This window comes from Clostridium amazonense (assembly GCF_056431285.1).
In genome coordinates this window covers 211,810-229,633 of the sequence record NZ_JBWKMH010000006.1, presented here as the reverse complement: position 1 = coordinate 229,633, position 17,824 = coordinate 211,810, and the positions used below count along the sequence as shown (strand labels likewise).

Genomic DNA, 17,824 nt, shown 5'->3' with positions numbered 1-17,824 from the left:
ATCTCAAGTTTGCTGACTATAATAGTCAATTTTACATCTTTCGATGTGATCTTCTAATTTGATTAGAATCTCAATGAATTAACTGGTTTTACCTATATATTATCTGTTTAATTTTCAAAGACCAATTTGTTACTTTTTTGTCAGTCATTATCGACTGCTTATTTATAATAACATTTTGTTTTTTTATTGTCAATAACTTTTTTCAAGTTATTTTTAAAACAATTCACTGCTTTTCCCTCAACAACTTGCTGATGTCTCGCAGCGACAAGATTTATTATATTAGTATTTATTCTATTATATAATTATTCTCCCACCGATTTAATAAAATTATTCACTTATATCTCTTTTTTTCTCTTTTTTTTTCTTAAATTCATTTATTGATACACTAGGGGTAGTTTTTGCTTTATTTTTATATTATGCCTATTTAACTATACTTTTAAGCTATATTTCTTAAAATTTATTGCTCCATCTTTATTGAAAATGTTAATATAGGGTTTAAATTTAAAATAATACATTTATCAAATGATACTATTAAGCTTACAGTTTATTCTATTATAATGTTGAGCACCAAGTAAAAAGTAAGAGTGAATAGTGAATAGTGATGGTGAATATCACTCACTTCGTTCTTAATATTTATGGCTAGAACTCCATAAAAACTATGTTTTTATATAATCTTTAATCAATTTATTCTCTCTCAATTAGAATAATTCCATTTTTCAACTTGTTTCCTTATAATAAAAATAAGTTTTAATTTATAACAATTAAAACTTATTTCTATATTTATATTATTTTATTTCCTTAATTAATTTTTTAAACTTATTTCCTCTTTCCATAAAGTTAGGGAACATATCAAAACTTGCACACGCTGGTGATAGTGTTACAATATCTCCCTCTTTAGCTATTTCTCTTGCAACTTCTACAGCTTCTTCAAGTGTTGATACTGTGTTAATTGGAACTACTATTCCCTTTTCTTTTTCTAGTCTAGAAAATTGTTCTTTTATCTTATCTTTTGTTGCACCTAATACTATTAGGTGTTTTATAAAGCTATATCCTTCAAATGCTAAGGGTTCAAACGGTAAGTTCTTATCATATCCACCAGCAATAAGAATTACAGGTTTTTCAAAAGCTTTAATACTTGCCAATGTTCTAGTTGGACTTGATGCTATAGAATCATTGTAGTATTCAACACCATCTATTTTTCTTATAAATTCGCTTCTATGCTCTACTCCCCCAAATGTAATAGCTACATTTTTCATTGACTCTACACTTACTTCATCACAAGTTGCAGCAAATGCAGCCAATAAGTTTTCAACATTGTGTAGTCCTTTCAGTTTTATATCTTCCCTTTTACAAACTAACTTACCTTTAACATATAATCCGCCATCTTTATATATAGCATCACTATCTTCTGATTTTCTAGTGAATGTATATACTCTACCTTTTGCTTCACTAATCATTTTATTAGTTATATCATTATCAAGGTTAAGAACTAATAAATTTTCACTTTCTTGATACTTAAATACATTTTTCTTACTATCTACATATTCATTCATATCTTTATGCATATCTAAGTGATTAGGAGATAAATTTGTTACTACAGCCACATCTGTTGATGTATCCATAGTCATAAGTTGAAAACTTGAAAGTTCTAATACAACTCTATCATTCTTTGTCATCTTCTCTATATTTGCAAATAATGGTGCTCCTATATTTCCACCTACCCAAGTGGTATATCCAGCTTCCTTTAAAATTTTATATATAAGAGTTGTTGTCGTTGTCTTTCCATCACTACCTGTTATTCCGTATACTTTAGCAGGACAATATCTTACAAACTCCTCCATTTCAGAAGTTACATATGCACCCTCTTCTTTAACCTTAACTAATGCTTCACTATCAATTCTCATAGATGGAGTTTTGAAAACCACTTCAAATCCTGTTAGATTTGCTAAATAATCTTTTCCTAATTGAAACTTAACACCAAGTTTTGAATATTTATCTACAACTTCTTTAAGTTCATTTTCCTCTTTTTTATCAAATGCAGTAACCTTTCCCCCTAATGATACTAAAAACTCTATTAGTGGTATATTACTAACCCCTATGCCAACTACAGCAATATTCTTGTTTTTTATATATTTCTTGAATTCATTAAAATCTTTTTTCATTTCTATTTTCTCCTCCGAGATTAGTCGTAATTTTAATTATGCCTTACACATTCTATTTAATATCATTATATCATTTTTTCCTTTGCTTTTAAAATTTACATGCTTTAATTGTGATAATTTTCTTTCATTTTATATCATTTCATATTTTAGGCCTTTTTTTAAGTTCATGTCTTTGTTTGTTCATGTCGAAATTTTGAGAATTTATTTAATATATAAACTTATCATTTTTATATTGCACGTTTACCCATTATAGTGCTATACTTTGGTTGTGCCGTAAGGAATATGTTAAAATGATTCCCCAAAGTTTTAACATAACACATAACATATCCCCATGATTAAACCCTATTTTTTACCGGATTTTTATCCGGTTATTTTTTTTATTCTTAAATATAATTAAAAACTCAACAAATAATTTGTTGAGTTTTTTTTATTTATTCATACAATATATAGTTATCTTAGAATTCTACTCTTTCTTCTATATACTTAGCTAGTTCATCTATAGATATTCTAACTTGTTCCATAGTATCTCTATCTCTAACTGTTACTGTATTATCTTCCATAGTGTCAAAATCAACAGTAATGCAGAAAGGTGTTCCTATTTCATCTTCTCTTCTATATCTCTTACCTATACTTCCAGCTTCATCATATTCAACATTGAATTTTTTAGCAAGCATGCTGTGTACTTCTAATGCTTTTTCACTTAATTTCTTACTTAGCGGTAATACAGCTGCTTTAAATGGTGCAAGAGCTGGGTGTAAGTGTAATACATTTCTAGAATCTCCACCTTCTAATTCTTGCTCTTCATATGCATTTATTAAGAATGCTAGTGTTACCCTATCAGCACCTAAAGATGGTTCTATTACATATGGTATATATCTTTCATTTGTTGTTGGATCTAGATAGTTCATATCTTCTCCTGAATGTTCCATATGTCTCTTTAAGTCATAGTCAGTTCTATCTGCTATACCCCAAAGTTCTCCCCATCCAAATGGGAATAAATATTCTATATCACATGTTGCATTACTATAGAATGATAACTCCTCTTGACTGTGGTCTCTAAATCTTAATGAATCTTCTTTCATTCCTAGGTCAAATAAGAATTTTTTACAGTATTCTTTCCAATAATCAAACCATTCTAAATCAGTTCCTGGTTTACAGAAGAATTCAAGCTCCATTTGTTCAAACTCTCTTGTTCTGAAAGTAAAGTTACCTGGAGTTATTTCATTTCTAAAAGATTTACCTATTTGAGCTATACCAAAAGGTACTTTCTTTCTTGATGCTCTTTGAGTACTTTTAAAGTTTACAAATATACCTTGAGCAGTCTCTGGTCTTAAATATATTTCTGATTTATTATCTTCAGTTATTCCTTGGAAAGTTTTAAACATAAGATTAAACTTTCTTATGTCTGTGAAGTTTTTCTTTCCACATTTAGGACAAACTATTTCATGTTCTTCTATATATTTTTTATATTCTTCATTACTCCATCCATCAGCAACAGCAACTTCTGCTCCTTGTGATGTCATATAATCTTCTACTAATTTGTCAGCTCTAAATCTAGCTTTACAATCTTTACAATCCATTAAAGGATCTGAGAATCCGCCAACATGACCTGTAGCAACCCAAACTTGTGGATTCATTAATATAGAACAATCTAATCCTACATTGTAAGGACTTTCTTGAACAAATTTTTTCCACCAAGCTTTTTTTACATTGTTTTTAAATTCTACACCTAAAGGACCGTAATCCCATGAGTTAGCTAAACCTCCATATATTTCAGATCCAGCAAATATAAATCCTCTATTTTTACATAAACTAATAATTTTATCCATAGTTACTTCAGCCATGAAAATTCCTCCTCTATTTATTTATTAAAATAAAAAAACTATTACTTATTTAAGGGACGAAATTTAATTCCGCGGTTCCACCCTTATTAGCAATAGCTCAACTTTCATATTCAGTACTCAAAAGCGCCCTTCACAATAACTCTTTAATGATTTTCACCAACCATCATCTCTCTATAAAAGTTTTATTGTTACTCCTCTTTATCATCATACATATTAAATTATATAAATAATTTTATCAAAAACATTAATATTGTCAAGATAATTATTGTTATACTAAAAAAGCAATACATAAGTACTGCTTTAAATATCAATTTGGCTCCGCGAAAAGGATTCGAACCTTCAACCTATCGGTTAACAGCCGAGTGCTCCACCGTTGAGCTATCGCGGAATATTTATCTTATACTGTAATTATATACAAATCAATAATATTTTGCAATACTTTTTTCAGTTTTTTATAATTTTTTATAAAAGGGTAGGAATTATTATTCCCACCCATAGTATACATTATTTATTTAATGGTTTCATTGTAGGGAATAAGATTACATCTTTAATAGATGTAGCATTTGTTAAGAACATTATCATTCTATCTATTCCTATTCCTAATCCACCTGTTGGAGGCATACCTATTTCTAAAGCATTCATAAACTCTTCATCTATCATGTATGCTTCATCATCTCCAAGTTCTCTTTCTTGTTCTTGTTGTTCAAATCTAGATCTTTGAACTATAGGATCATTTAATTCTGAGTAAGCATTACATACTTCTCTACCATAAACAAATCCTTCAAATCTCTCTGTAAACTCTTCATTTCCACGTTTCTTTTTAGTTAGTGGTGATATTTCAACTGGGTAATCACAAAGGAATGTTGGTTGTATTAAATTCTTTTCACCATATTCTTCAAATAGTGCATTTAATACATCTGCCTTTGTACAGTCTTTTAATTCTTTTTTGAATTCTAAGTGTTTCTCTTTTGCTATAGCTTGAGCTTCTTCATCTGTTTTTATTTCATTGAAATCAACACCAGCATATTCTTTAACAGCATCAACCATAGTTAATCTTCTCCATGGTGGTGTGAAATCTATTTCTGTATCTTCATACATTACTTTTGTTGAGCCATTAACCTTTTCACAAACATAGGCAATAAGTTGTTCCATTATTTCCATCATGTCATTATAATCTGCATAAGCTTCATATAATTCTATACATGTGAATTCTGGGTTATGTCTTATACTCATTCCTTCATTTCTGAAGTTTTTACCCATATCATAAACTTTTTCAAATCCACCAACTATACATCTCTTTAAGTATAACTCTGTAGCTATTCTTAAATACATGTCTATATCTAATGTATTATGATGTGTTATAAATGGTCTAGCTGCAGCTCCTCCAGCTATTGGTGATAGTATAGGTGTTTCAACTTCTATGTATCCTCTGTTGTCAAGGAACTCTCTTACACCTTTTATAATTTGAGATCTCTTAATAAATGTTTCTCTAACTTCTTTATTCATTACAAGATCTACTTCTCTTTGTCTGTATTTTAAATCTGGATTTTTAAGTCCATGCCATTTTTCTGGTAATGGTTTTAAAGATTTACTTATTAATTGAACTTCTTCTGCACGAATTGAAGTCTCACCTGTTTTAGTTACAAATGCAGTTCCTTTAATTCTAACAAAATCTCCAATATCAAATGTCTTAGCATCTTTGAATGACTCTTCTCCAACTGCATCTAGTCTTATATACACTTGGATTTTTCCATATCTATCGTGTACATCACAGAATCCAGCTTTTCCTTGAAGTCTTTTTGACATTAATCTTCCTGCTATAGTTACTCTTTCTTCACCTAAGCTTTCAAAATTGTCTTTAACTTCTTGTGATGTGTGAGTTCTATTAACTTTATAGACATCAAAAGGATCTTTTCCTGCTGCTTGAAGCTCCGCAAGTTTTTCTCTTCTAATTCTTACTTGTTCATTAAATTCTTCTTCTTTAGCTTTTATATCTATTAATTCTTCATCAATAGTATTTGAATTGTTTTCTGCCATTGGTTATTCCCCCCTATGCTCTTTTAATCTCAAGTATTTTATATTTGCTTACTCCATCTGGAATAGCTACTTCTACCATTTCCCCTACTCTTTTTCCTAAAAGAGCACTTCCTACTGGTGATTCATTAGAAATTTTATTTTCCATTGGATCTGCTTCAGCTGATCCTACTATTAAAAAGTCAACTTCTTCATCAAAGTCATAATCCATAACTTTTACAGTAGATCCTACACCAACTATATCTTTGTCTAACTCTGATTCATCTACTACATTTGCATTTCTTAGCATATTTTCAAGTTGTATTATTCTACCTTCAACAAAAGCTTGTTCATTTTTAGCTTCATCATACTCAGAGTTCTCACTTAAATCTCCGTATCCTAGTGCAACTTTTATCTTCTCAGTTATTTCTTTCCTCTTTACTGTTTTTAAATATTCTAATTCCTCTTCTAGCTTTTTAACACCTTCATAGGTCATTACATACTTCTTTGAATCACTCATGTCTTTCTCCCCTTTAATTATTTATAATTAAATTTATTCTAATTTCTTACTTTAAATTCGCGACTTGTGTATTTACCAATACTTTAAGTTATTATAAATCAGCTATTTAGTTGTGTCAATAAAAGTATATGTGCATGCTTTCCTATTATAACAACATATTCTTATATATTATCCACAAATACACTTTTATATTCAATTAGTATACTCATCAGCTCATCATAAGTTACTGCTGAGTTTACTTTGTCCTTAATATCTGTACAATACTTTAATCCTTTTATATACCATGCTATATGCTTTCTCATTTCTCTTATAGCCTTTTTCTCTTCAAAATATTTAACGGCCAAATTTAAATGATTTATGCACATTTCAACTTTTTCTACTCCTGTTGGTCCTACAACTTCTTTTCCATCTAAAGCTGCTTGTATTTCCCTAAACAACCATGGGTTACCCATAGCTCCTCTTGCAATCATTATTGCATCACAATTAGTATGCTTTTTTATGTTTAGAGCATCTTCATAAGAAAATACATCTCCATTTCCTATAACAGGTATTTTCACAGCTTCCTTAACTTTTCTAATTATATCCCAATCTGCACTTCCATTGTACATTTGCTCACGTGTTCTTCCATGTACAGCTATAGCATCAGCTCCTGCTTCTTCTAAAGCTTTTGCAAATTCAACAGCATTTATGTTGTCTTCATCAAAACCTTTTCTAAATTTAACTGTGATAGGCTTTTTACTTACCTTTTTCATTTCACTTACTATTTCAGATGCTAACTTAGGATTTTTCATTAGTGCAGAGCCTTCTCCATTTTTCACAATTTTAGGCACTGGACACCCCATATTTATATCTATTATACGTATATCATCATTTTCACTAAATACACTAGCAGCATAAGCCATAATTTTAGGATCATTACCGAATACTTGAATAGCTACTGGTTTTTCCTCATCTGCAACTCTCATTAAAACTTCAGTATTTTTACTTCCATAGAATAATCCCTTAGCACTTACCATTTCTGTATACACGAGTCCACATCCCATTTGTTTACAAATGCCTCTATAGGCTATATCTGTAACTCCTGCCATAGGTGCTAAAAACACCTCATTTTCAAAATGAAGATTTGCTATATCCATAAAATCACCTATTCCTTGTTCTTTTCATATATAATTCTAAGTCCATCTAATGTTAAAATTGGTTCTATTTTATCTACATACTTCGATTCTTCTGATATTAATGTAGCCAGACCCCCTGTTGCAATAACTATAGGATCCTCTTCACCTTTATCAATCATTTCTTGTTTCATTTTTTCTACTATATAATCAACTTGACCAACGTATCCATATATTATGCCTGCTTGCATACTTGAAACAGTATTTTTACATATTACAGTTTCTGGCTTAACAAGTTCTACTCTTGGAAGTTTTGCAGCTCTTTCAAACAATGCATCTGATGCTATTTTTATTCCTGGACAAATTGTACCACCTAAATAATCTCCATTTTTGTTTATAGCACAAAATGTAGTGGCAGTTCCAAAGTCTATTATTATCATAGCTTTTTTATATTTTTCAAAGGCCGCTACTGCATTTACTATTCTATCTGCTCCAACTTCTTTTGGATTATCATATTTAATATTTATTCCTGTTTTCACTCCAGGTCCTACAACTATAGGATTTTTGCCAAAATACTTTCTAATCATATGTTCTAATGAATACATAATATTAGGTACAACTGATGAAATTATTATTCCTTTTATATCATCTTTATTTATATTATTTTGTTCAAATAATTGTCTAACTTGTATACCATACTCATCTGCACTTCTCTTATGATCAGTAGATAATCTCCAATCGGCTATTAATTTTTTATCTCTATATATCCCTAAAACTATATTGGTATTTCCAACATCTAAAACAAAAATCATTTAAATCCACCTCTATACAATTAAAAGCAGCCCTTAGAGCTGCTTTATAGATTATGTTAATAAGTAAATGTGTAAATTAATAATTTAATTTTAACAACTTAATATATTTTGTCAAGTATTTAACTAGCTTTAACAGCTTAAATTTAAGGCTTTAACATAGTTTATTTTCTCTTACCCTTATTTATTTTAATACATTATTCACAAATTGTACATTATAATAATACAATTATACAATTAGTAAACTAACCATCTGTAAGTGCATTTGTTAAATTTTCTATAATTATATACATTACATATTAATTTTTTATAACATCTAGGGTTACAAGTTCAAATTTTAATAAATAACTTAAAGTTTCAACTTGTATTCCTGTAGCTACTTTTTATTAACTTTAATAAGATTAATCAAGAGTATTATTTAAATTCTTGATTAATCTCATTAAATTAATTATATTTATTGTTACTTTGCTAACAATACTAAATCCTGGTTATCATCTAACTGTTAGCTTTATTAAATATTTAAGTGTTCTTTTATGACATTTCAAATTTCGGTAAGGTATTAATTATTTCTTCTTCATCTTTTAATATTTCATATATTTCTTGTTTAAAGCTACCTTCTCTTGAATTCATTACTAGTCTTTTATATGCGTCTTTCAAACTTTCTTCTTTGTTTTTTACATATCCTGCTACAACATTTATTGCATCTTTATTCTTATTGTTAAGCTGCACGTTAATTACCCCCTAACATATTTTGTAATGCTTCAATATGATTGCTGTGCTTATTAATTAAACCCTCTAAAGAGTTTATAGCCACTTCATCACTTGAGTGTTCCAAGTATTTTTTATACTTTCCAATAAGCACTTCCTCTTTTTCAATAACTCCTCTTATATCATTTTTGTTTTGAAATATCATAAGTGAATCACTCCTTTTTCTTTTATTATGGTCAATATAAAAAAGGTATATACCCCTTTTGGATATATACCTTAATAATTCATATTTTATTCACTTTAACCAAACATTGAAAGAAGTACACCTGCTGCAACAGCACTACCTATAACACCAGCAACGTTTGGTCCCATAGCATTCATAAGTAAGAAGTTTGTAGGATCATATTTTTGTCCCACAACTTGAGATACCCTTGCTGCCATTGGAACTGCTGAAACTCCAGCTGATCCTATAAGTGGATTTATCTTTCCTTTAGTTACTTTATACATTATTTTTCCTATTATAACACCTGATGCTGTTGCAATAGAAAATGCTAATACTCCGATTACTATTATACCTATAGTTTTTGGAGTTAAGAAAACTTCTGCTTTTGCAGTTGCTCCAACTGATAAACCTAAGAATATAGTAATTATATTTATTAATGCATTTTGAGCTGTGTCTGCAAGTCTTCCAACAACTCCTGATTCTTTAAATAAGTTACCAAGCATTAACATACCAACTAATGGTTTTAATGATGGTAAGAATAATATTACAAGCATCGCAACTACTATTGGGAAAATAACTTTCTCAGCTTTTGATACTTGTCTTAATCCTCCCATTTTTACTGTTCTTTCTTTTTCTGTTGTTAATGCTTTCATTATCGGTGGTTGTATCATCGGTACTAGTGCCATATATGAATATGCCGCTACAGCTATAGGTCCAAGTAAGTCTGGAGCTAATTTATTAGTTAAAAATATTGCTGTAGGACCATCTGCTCCACCTATTATTCCTATTGAAGCTGCTTCTTGTGGTGTAAATCCAAATAACATAGCAACTGTAAATGCAAAGAATACTCCAAATTGAGCTCCTGCACCCATTAGTACGCTAGATGGGTTTGCAAGTAACGGACCAAAGTCTGTCATGGCTCCTACACCCAAGAATATTAATGGCGGGAATATCTCCCACTTAACACCTCTAGACAAGTAATACAACAGTCCTCCTGCCTCACCATGTGCTGGAGCTGCCATAATGTCTGCTACTGGCAAGTTAGTTAAAAGCATTCCAAAGGCAATTGGCAATAGTAATAATGGTTCAAATTGTTTTACTATAGCTAAGTATATTAAAACACCTATTATTACAAACATTATTAATTCTTTATATGTTAATGCTGCGAATCCAGAGGAAGCTATAAGGTCTTTTAGAACTTCTAAAATATTCATTTATTTTGCCTCCCTTTTATTATCCGATTACAGCTAATACGTCTCCTGTGTTTACAGCTGCTCCTTTTGCTACGTTTACGTCAGCTACTACACCATCTACTGGTGACATAATTTCATTTTCCATTTTCATAGCTTCTAAAACAAATAGAACATCACCTTTTTTAACTGTTGCACCATTTGTTGCATTTATTTTAACTATTGTTCCTGGCATTGGGCTTGTAACCTTTTCGCCACTTGCATTTGATTTTTTTGGTGCTGCAGCTTTTGGCGCTTGAGGTGCTGCTTTTGGTGCAACTGGTTGTGGTGCTGATGTAAATTCACCTTTTACTTCCTCAACTTCTACTTGATATATATTTCCGTTAACTGTTACGTTATATCTTTTCATAATTCTTAATTCCTCCCTAATTTAACAAACTCAATTATCTTAAATTGTTCCATTTAGAATTTGAAACTCTCTTTATACTTCTTATATTTAATCCTTCTAATGATGTTCCAAGTTCTAATGCTAAAGCTCCCATTATAGCAGCAACTATTTCAGAATCATCTTGAATATCTATTTCTTCAAATTCTTCAACAGACTCAGCTACTACAACTTGTGTAGATTCATCAGATTTTTCATTTTTAGCTTTTTTAGTTGTTTTAGCAAATATAAAACTTTGAAATTTTATTATATACATTAAAATAACTAATACTGCAAAAACGATTAACATTGCTACTACTGAAACGCCTAATGAATAGGTTAATTTTTCAATAAAAGTTCCTTCCATATCTGATACCCTCCTACACTAATGTGCTTCCATGTTTTTTAGGGTACTCTAATTCTCTTTTAGTTTGTAACATGTCAAACATAGCAAATAACACTTGCTTTGTTTCACTTGGTTTTATAATGTCATCTATTAAACCAACTTCAGCCGCTAAATAAGGATCTGCTACCTCTTTTGTTTCATTTGATTTTAAAGAAATCTTAGCTGTTGGCCAAGCTATAGCTTTATCAAATGCAACTTCTTTGCTTGCAAACGCCAAATATCCAGCACCATAAGCTTCACCTGTAACTAAAGCAACTTTTGGTACTGTAGCATCTGCAAATGCATAAACCATTTTTGCAACATTTGAAGCTAATCCATTTTTCTCTTCTTCTAAACTAACCACAAATGCTTTTGTATCAACTATTGTTAATACTGGTATATTGAAACTATCACATAATCTAACAAATTTACTTACTTTATTAGAAATGTTTACATTTAATTCACTTTGCTCATTTCCTGTTGCAACAACTCCAACAGTTAATCCATTTAATTTAATAAAATAAGTGCTTATTGCAGTTTTTTCACATTTATTTATTTCTAAAACTGAATTTAAATCTGAAATAGCATTAACTATTGAATCTTTTGTAAATGTTTCATTTTCCATTTCATTATTTAATTCTTCTTTTGCTATGTTTAAATCAGAACATTCTTCTCCTAAACAAGCACCTTCTAAATTGTTTGATGGTATGAAATCAAATATTTTCTTTATAGTTTCTATAGCTTCCATTTCACTTTCTACTGCAAAATGTGCATTTCCACTTTTAACAGCTCCATCACCACTATAACAATTGTTATTTATGTATAATGCTTCCTTAATTCTTAAGCTATCATTTGTACTAACACTTAATTCTGATATATTTTTAACTACTACAGTAAAATCACTTAAAGTAGCATTCATCGCCATAGTTCCATTACATGGTCCTGCAACCATTGATATTTGTGGAACAACTCCACTTAATTTTGATGATTTTCTTAAAATATTTCCATAAGATGCTAAAAGTTCTAATCCTTCTGAAACTTTTCCACCTATTGAATCAAATATTTTAATTATAGGTGCACCCATTTTTGCAGCTTCATCCATAATGTTGCAAATCTTTTTGCTTACAACACCATTAAAAGATGCTCCTTCAACTGTGTAATCTTCACTATATACATAAACTAATCTTCCACCTATAGTTCCATGTCCAGTAATTACACCTGCACCATTTTTTTTCATTAAACCGCCAACTTCTATAAAAGAACCCTCATCCAATAAATTTAAAATTCTTTCTCTAGCAGTCATTTTCTCTAAATTATGTTGCATTGCAACTTTTTCTTCTCCACCGCCTTGGTGAGCTTTATGTCTAACTTCATCAAAGACATTCAGTTTATCCATATCATTGCCTCCTGACTTTTGAATACTCATGTTACCCACAAACAATAATATCATAATTGTTTCAGGTTGTATACAATATTTGCAAGTTTTATTTCATTTTTCTGTGTATTGAAAAAAAACTTCTGTTTATCTATAAGAAAGAATTAAATTATTCGTTTTTCAAATATTGATACTAAAAAAATAATATTTATATCAACTTTTAAAACTTCATAACAATAGAAAAAGACTAACTATAAAACTACATTTTTATAATTAGTCTTTTTTATTTTAATTATTCATTATATAGGTCTCCAAATTTTAGAATTAAATTTGATTTTCTATATTTTTAAAACTAAATTCTATACTTTAATTTTTAAATTAGAATAATCCGTATATAACACCATTTTCATCTATATCTATTTTTTCAGCTGCTGGAACTTTTGGAAGTCCTGGCATTGTCATAATATTACCTGTTAATACAACTATAAATCCTGCACCATTAGATAATCTTACTTCTTTTATAGAAATTTTAAAATTTGTTGGTCTTCCTAATAACTTTGGATCATCTGATAGTGAGTTTTGTGTTTTAGCTACACATATAGGTAATTTGTCTGCTCCTATTTTTTCAATCTCTTTTATTTGCTTTTTAGCTGCAGGTAAAATCTCAACACCATCAGCTCCATATATTTCTTTTGCAATTCTATTTATCTTTTCAATTATAGATAGATTCTCATCATATAATACTTTGAAATCATCTTTTCCTTCCTCTATAACCTTAACAACTTTTTCAGCAAGGTCCATTCCACCTTCTTCACCTTTTCCCCATACTTCTGTTAAAGAAACTTCTACACCTAATTTTGCACAGAATTCTTTTATGAAGTTAATTTCTTCGTCACTATCACTTACAAATTTATTTATAGCTACTATAACGGGAACACCAAATTTTTTAACATTTTCTATTTGTTTTTCTAGATTTCCTATTCCTCTAGATAAAGCTTCTACATTTGAATTGTTTAATTCATCTTTAGCTACACCACCGTGATGTTTTAATGCTCTTATTGTTGCAACTAAAACTACAGCACTTGGTTTTAAGTTTCCATATCTACATTTTATATCGAAGAATTTTTCTGCACCTAAGTCTGCTCCAAATCCTGCTTCTGTTATTGCATAATCACCTAACTTTAATGCCATCTTAGTAGCTAATATACTGTTACATCCATGTGCTATATTAGCAAAAGGTCCTCCGTGAATTATTGCTGGTGTATTATCTAATGTTTGTACTAAATTAGGTTTCACTGCATCTTTCATAAGCATTGCCATTGCACCATGAACACCTAGCTCCTTACAATAAACTGGCTCTCCATCTAGATTATATGCAACTAATATATCTCCAAATCTTTCTTTTAAATCCATTAAACTATTAGATAAACATAATATGGCCATAACTTCTGATGCAACAGTTATAGTAAATCCATCTTCTCTTGTAAATCCATTGGCTTTTCCACCAAGTCCAACTAGTACTTGTCTTAATGCTCTATCGTTCATATCTAAAACTCTTTTGAATAAAATTCTTCTTGAATCAATTCTAAGTACATTTCCTTGGTGAATATGATTATCTATTGCTGCACTTAATAAGTTATTTGCACTAGTTATTGCATGCATATCTCCTGTAAAATGAAGATTTATGTCTTCCATTGGAACCACTTGTGCATATCCACCACCAGCAGCACCACCTTTAACACCAAAAACAGGTCCTAATGAAGGTTCTCTTAAAGCTATAACTGCATTTTTACCCATTTTATTCATTGCTTGTCCAAGTCCTATTGTAACTGTTGATTTTCCTTCACCTGCAGGAGTTGGATTTATTGCTGTAACTAATATTAGTTTCCCATTTTCTTTTTCTCTATTAAGAACATCCAATGATATTTTTGCTTTATATTTACCATAAAGCTCAACATCATCTTCCTTTAATCCCATACTTTTAGCTACCTCTACTATAGGTAACATTTTAGCACTTTGTGCTATTTCAATATCTGTTTTCATAACTTACGCCCTCCTAAAATTAATCTAATTTTTCTTTCTTATTATATAGAGTTACAAATTACAATTTTAACTTACACCTTTATTCATTCATAAATTTGAATTATCTTTTAACAATAGCCTTCACTGAGTTATTCTAAAATTATGTATAAATTATAATTCTACTTTGTTTCCCTACTATTAATAAGCCCCCTTTTATATATACTATTTTAACTTCAATTAAACCTACAATAAAATGTTAAAGATTTATTAATATTTTCAATATCACGTACATTTTATTTGTTTCATATAATATTATACGACATATTGCGTACTTTTTCACCTGTTTTATGAATTTTGTTAATAAAAATAAATAGGTATGAATTCATACCTATTTATCAAAATTATATTTCTTTATTATCTGATTCTTCATTTGAAGCTTCTTCTTTTGAAGTTTCCACTTCTTTTGCTTCATTAATCAGTTCATCTTTAACTATAGCTTCTTCTTTATCACTATTTTGTGAAGTTTCATTAGAATTTTCTTCTAATTGTTTTTCTTCATTTTTAACAAGTTCATCTAAACTTTTTCCATCCATAATAGTGTTAAATTCTTCAGCTGTTAATTTTTCTCTTTCCATAAGAGCTTGTGCTACAGCATGTAATTTATCAACATTTTCAGTTAGAATTGTTTGAGCTCTTTCATAAGCTTCTCCAACTAACTCTCTTATTTCTTTGTCGATTAATGATGCTACTTCTTCTGAGAAATCTCTTGAATGACCAAGATCTCTTCCTAAGAATACTTCACCTTGCTCTTTTCCAAATGATATTGGTCCAAGCTTTTCACTCATGCCATATTCCATAACCATCTTCTTAGCTATAGAACTTGTTCTGTCTATATCATTTTTAGCACCAGTACTTATTTCTTTAAGTATTAAAGCTTCTGCTACTCTACCGCCTAGAAGACCTACCATCTCATCTTTTAATTTAGAACGAGAAGTGTAACTTGTATCTTCATCTGGTAAGTGAAGAGTATATCCACCTGCCATACCTCTTGGAATTATACTTATTTCATGTACTGCATAAGAGTTTGGAAGATATTTAGACACAACTGCGTGACCTGCTTCATGGTAAGCAGTTAATCTCTTATCTTTATCACTTATAACTCTTGATTTCTTTTCTGGACCTGCAATAACTCTTGTTATAGCTTCCTCAAGTATATCCATAGTTATAACTTTCTTTTTACCTCTTACTGTTAATAATGCAGCTTCATTCATTAAGTTTTCTAAGTCAGCACCAGTAAATCCTGGAGTTCTCTTAGCTAGTACTTTTAAATCAACATCTTCACCTAAAGGTTTATTTCTTGAGTGAACTTTTAATACTTCTTCTCTACCTTTAACATCTGGTGGACCAACAACTATTTGTCTATCAAATCTACCTGGTCTTAATAATGCAGGGTCTAGTATGTCAGGTCTGTTAGTTGCAGCAATCATTATAATTCCTTCATTAACCCCAAAACCATCCATTTCAACTAGTAATTGATTTAATGTTTGTTCTCTTTCATCGTGACCTCCACCAAGGCCAGCTCCTCTTTGTCTTCCTACAGCATCAATCTCATCTATAAATATTATACAAGGTGAGTTTTTCTTTGCTTGCTCAAATAAATCTCTTACTCTTGAAGCACCTACACCTACAAACATTTCAACGAAATCTGAACCAGAAATACTAAAGAATGGTACTCCTGCTTCTCCTGCTACTGCTTTTGCAAGTAATGTCTTACCTGTTCCTGGAGGACCAACTAAAAGTACACCTTTTGGAATTCTTGCTCCAACTTCTATATATCTACTTGGATTTTTTAAGAAGTCTACAATTTCTTCCAATTCATCTTTTTCTTCATCTTCTCCTGCTACATCATTAAAAGTAACTTTCTTTTTATCAGGTGTAGCCATTTTTGCTTTGCTTTTTCCGAAGTTCATAACTCCACGGTTTCCACCGCCGCCGCCACCAGATTGTTGCATAAACATGCCCCAAAATGCTACTAACATTATTATTATTAAGAATGTTGGTAACATTGTAAACCAGAATGGGACTTCTTGAGGTGCTGAATACTTAACAGATTCTATTGTTTTATTTTCAACATCACTTCTTAATTCAGCAAATTCTTGACGTGGCATTTGTGTTATATATTCTGTTCCATCATCAAGTTTTCCCATAATAGTTATGCCATTTTCGTCCATAGTGGCCGTTTTAATTTTACCATCTTTCCAATTCTGTTCGAATTGTATGACATCTAATTGTTTTATACTACTTTTTCCATCATATAAAGAAAAAGCAGATACTATTACCAATATTAAAACTATTAACCAGACCGTTGCGCTAGAAAATTTCTTCACTAAAGGCCCCCCTCTCTTTCTAATAGTATTTTATAGTTAAACTATTAAATATTATATCATAAACAAAAAAATATGAAATAATAATAATATAGTAATTTATTCATATTATTTGTAAATTGACTCTTTTAAAATACCTATGTATGGTAAATTTCTATATTTTTCAGCAAAATCCAATCCGTATCCTACTAAAAAACCATCTTCTACATCATCAAATCCAATATATTTTGCATGTACTTCTTCTTTTCTTCTTTCAGGTTTATTTAATAAACATGCTATTTCTAAGCTTTCTGGATTTCTAGCACTTAGATACTTCATTAAATATTTAAGTGTAACACCTGAATCTATAATATCTTCTACTATTAATACATGCTTTCCTTTAACTTCAAAGTCTAAATCTTTTATTATTTTTACTATACCTGAGCTTTCACTAGAACTTCCATAGCTTGATACTGCCATAAAATCCATAAAACATGGTATTTTTATTTCTTTTACAAGATCAGCCATAAATATAACAGAGCCTTTAAGTATTCCTAATACCAAAAGATCCTTACCTTCATAATCTCTAGTAATTTCTTTCCCCATCTCAATTACTCTATTCTTTAGTTCCTCTTCTGATAATAGAACCTTTTCTACATCTTGTTTCATGATTT

General features: G+C 30.0%; 15 protein-coding genes, 1 tRNA gene and 1 other annotated feature. All 16 genes read right to left on the bottom strand.

Going from position 1 to position 17,824, the window contains the following annotated elements; genetic code table 11:
* Positions 1 to 785: 785 nt before the first annotated feature.
* The 16 genes from murD to hpt all read right to left on the bottom strand — a co-directional run bounded on the left by murD (position 786) and on the right by hpt (position 17,819).
* Positions 786 to 2,162 carry a UDP-N-acetylmuramoyl-L-alanine--D-glutamate ligase gene (murD, locus tag AC07E4_RS03740; protein ID WP_040330839.1) on the bottom strand — a complete coding sequence of 459 codons (1,377 nt, stop codon included), beginning with the start codon at positions 2,160 to 2,162 and terminating at the stop codon, positions 786 to 788.
* 455 nt (positions 2,163 to 2,617) lie between these two features.
* Positions 2,618 to 4,006 carry a glycine--tRNA ligase gene (locus AC07E4_RS03735; protein ID WP_478215764.1) on the bottom strand — a complete coding sequence of 463 codons (1,389 nt, stop codon included), beginning with the start codon at positions 4,004 to 4,006 and terminating at the stop codon, positions 2,618 to 2,620.
* Between the two features lie 49 nt (positions 4,007 to 4,055).
* Positions 4,056 to 4,220: a binding site (T-box leader), on the bottom strand.
* A gap of 99 nt (positions 4,221 to 4,319) precedes the next feature.
* Positions 4,320 to 4,394, bottom strand: a tRNA-Asn gene (locus AC07E4_RS03730).
* A gap of 116 nt (positions 4,395 to 4,510) precedes the next feature.
* Positions 4,511 to 6,019 carry a lysine--tRNA ligase gene (lysS, locus tag AC07E4_RS03725; RefSeq protein WP_478215767.1) on the bottom strand — a complete coding sequence of 503 codons (1,509 nt, stop codon included), beginning with the start codon at positions 6,017 to 6,019 and terminating at the stop codon, positions 4,511 to 4,513.
* 37 nt (positions 6,020 to 6,056) lie between these two features.
* Positions 6,057 to 6,539 carry a transcription elongation factor GreA gene (gene greA, locus AC07E4_RS03720; protein WP_478215763.1) on the bottom strand — a complete coding sequence of 161 codons (483 nt, stop codon included), beginning with the start codon at positions 6,537 to 6,539 and terminating at the stop codon, positions 6,057 to 6,059.
* Between the two features lie 161 nt (positions 6,540 to 6,700).
* On the bottom strand, positions 6,701 to 7,675 hold the full coding sequence (dusB, locus tag AC07E4_RS03715; RefSeq protein ID WP_478215762.1) for a tRNA dihydrouridine synthase DusB: 975 nt from the start codon (positions 7,673 to 7,675) through the stop codon (positions 6,701 to 6,703).
* Between the two features lie 8 nt (positions 7,676 to 7,683).
* Positions 7,684 to 8,463, bottom strand: a complete 780-nt coding sequence (locus AC07E4_RS03710; protein WP_040330844.1) for a type III pantothenate kinase — start codon at positions 8,461 to 8,463, stop codon at positions 7,684 to 7,686.
* 528 nt (positions 8,464 to 8,991) lie between these two features.
* The gene (locus AC07E4_RS03705) at positions 8,992 to 9,189 is read right to left on the bottom strand and encodes a hypothetical protein (protein ID WP_040330846.1); all 198 of its coding nucleotides are present in this window, start codon (positions 9,187 to 9,189) and stop codon (positions 8,992 to 8,994) included.
* Position 9,190: 1 nt separating this feature from the next.
* Positions 9,191 to 9,373, bottom strand: coding sequence for a hypothetical protein (locus AC07E4_RS03700; protein WP_478215761.1), 183 nt, complete (start codon positions 9,371 to 9,373; stop codon positions 9,191 to 9,193).
* 95 nt (positions 9,374 to 9,468) lie between these two features.
* On the bottom strand, positions 9,469 to 10,605 hold the full coding sequence (locus tag AC07E4_RS03695; protein WP_040330848.1) for a sodium ion-translocating decarboxylase subunit beta: 1,137 nt from the start codon (positions 10,603 to 10,605) through the stop codon (positions 9,469 to 9,471).
* Between the two features lie 19 nt (positions 10,606 to 10,624).
* Positions 10,625 to 10,990: a biotin/lipoyl-containing protein gene (locus AC07E4_RS03690; protein WP_478215760.1), complete on the bottom strand. Its 366-nt coding sequence runs from the start codon at positions 10,988 to 10,990 to the stop codon at positions 10,625 to 10,627.
* Between the two features lie 34 nt (positions 10,991 to 11,024).
* Entirely contained in the window at positions 11,025 to 11,372 is a 348-nt protein-coding gene (locus tag AC07E4_RS03685; RefSeq protein WP_430830128.1) for an OadG family protein, read from the bottom strand.
* A 13-nt stretch (positions 11,373 to 11,385) separates the two neighbouring features.
* Positions 11,386 to 12,786 carry a carboxyl transferase domain-containing protein gene (locus AC07E4_RS03680; RefSeq protein WP_478215759.1) on the bottom strand — a complete coding sequence of 467 codons (1,401 nt, stop codon included), beginning with the start codon at positions 12,784 to 12,786 and terminating at the stop codon, positions 11,386 to 11,388.
* A gap of 357 nt (positions 12,787 to 13,143) precedes the next feature.
* Complete coding sequence (locus AC07E4_RS03675) at positions 13,144 to 14,808, bottom strand: formate--tetrahydrofolate ligase (protein ID WP_478215758.1); 1,665 nt, start codon at positions 14,806 to 14,808, stop codon at positions 13,144 to 13,146.
* A gap of 380 nt (positions 14,809 to 15,188) precedes the next feature.
* The gene (gene ftsH / locus AC07E4_RS03670; RefSeq protein ID WP_478215757.1) at positions 15,189 to 17,174 is read right to left on the bottom strand and encodes an ATP-dependent zinc metalloprotease FtsH; all 1,986 of its coding nucleotides are present in this window, start codon (positions 17,172 to 17,174) and stop codon (positions 15,189 to 15,191) included.
* A gap of 105 nt (positions 17,175 to 17,279) precedes the next feature.
* Positions 17,280 to 17,819, bottom strand: coding sequence for a hypoxanthine phosphoribosyltransferase (gene hpt, locus AC07E4_RS03665; RefSeq protein WP_040330856.1), 540 nt, complete (start codon positions 17,817 to 17,819; stop codon positions 17,280 to 17,282).
* Positions 17,820 to 17,824 lie beyond the last annotated feature (5 nt).

What these genes read in the sequence shown, in the direction of transcription:
- murD (WP_040330839.1), bottom strand. Translation starts at nt 2,162, where the DNA reads ATGAAAAAAGATTTTAATGAATTCAAGAAATATATAAAAAACAAGAAT.
- AC07E4_RS03735 (WP_478215764.1), bottom strand. Translation starts at nt 4,006, where the DNA reads ATGGCTGAAGTAACTATGGATAAAATTATTAGTTTATGTAAAAATAGA.
- greA (WP_478215763.1), bottom strand. Translation starts at nt 6,539, where the DNA reads ATGAGTGATTCAAAGAAGTATGTAATGACCTATGAAGGTGTTAAAAAG.
- dusB (WP_478215762.1), bottom strand. Translation starts at nt 7,675, where the DNA reads ATGGATATAGCAAATCTTCATTTTGAAAATGAGGTGTTTTTAGCACCT.
- AC07E4_RS03710 (WP_040330844.1), bottom strand. Translation starts at nt 8,463, where the DNA reads ATGATTTTTGTTTTAGATGTTGGAAATACCAATATAGTTTTAGGGATA.
- AC07E4_RS03700 (WP_478215761.1), bottom strand. Translation starts at nt 9,373, where the DNA reads ATGATATTTCAAAACAAAAATGATATAAGAGGAGTTATTGAAAAAGAG.
- AC07E4_RS03695 (WP_040330848.1), bottom strand. Translation starts at nt 10,605, where the DNA reads ATGAATATTTTAGAAGTTCTAAAAGACCTTATAGCTTCCTCTGGATTC.
- AC07E4_RS03690 (WP_478215760.1), bottom strand. Translation starts at nt 10,990, where the DNA reads ATGAAAAGATATAACGTAACAGTTAACGGAAATATATATCAAGTAGAA.
- AC07E4_RS03685 (WP_430830128.1), bottom strand. Translation starts at nt 11,372, where the DNA reads ATGGAAGGAACTTTTATTGAAAAATTAACCTATTCATTAGGCGTTTCA.
- AC07E4_RS03680 (WP_478215759.1), bottom strand. Translation starts at nt 12,786, where the DNA reads ATGGATAAACTGAATGTCTTTGATGAAGTTAGACATAAAGCTCACCAA.
- AC07E4_RS03675 (WP_478215758.1), bottom strand. Translation starts at nt 14,808, where the DNA reads ATGAAAACAGATATTGAAATAGCACAAAGTGCTAAAATGTTACCTATA.
- hpt (WP_040330856.1), bottom strand. Translation starts at nt 17,819, where the DNA reads ATGAAACAAGATGTAGAAAAGGTTCTATTATCAGAAGAGGAACTAAAG.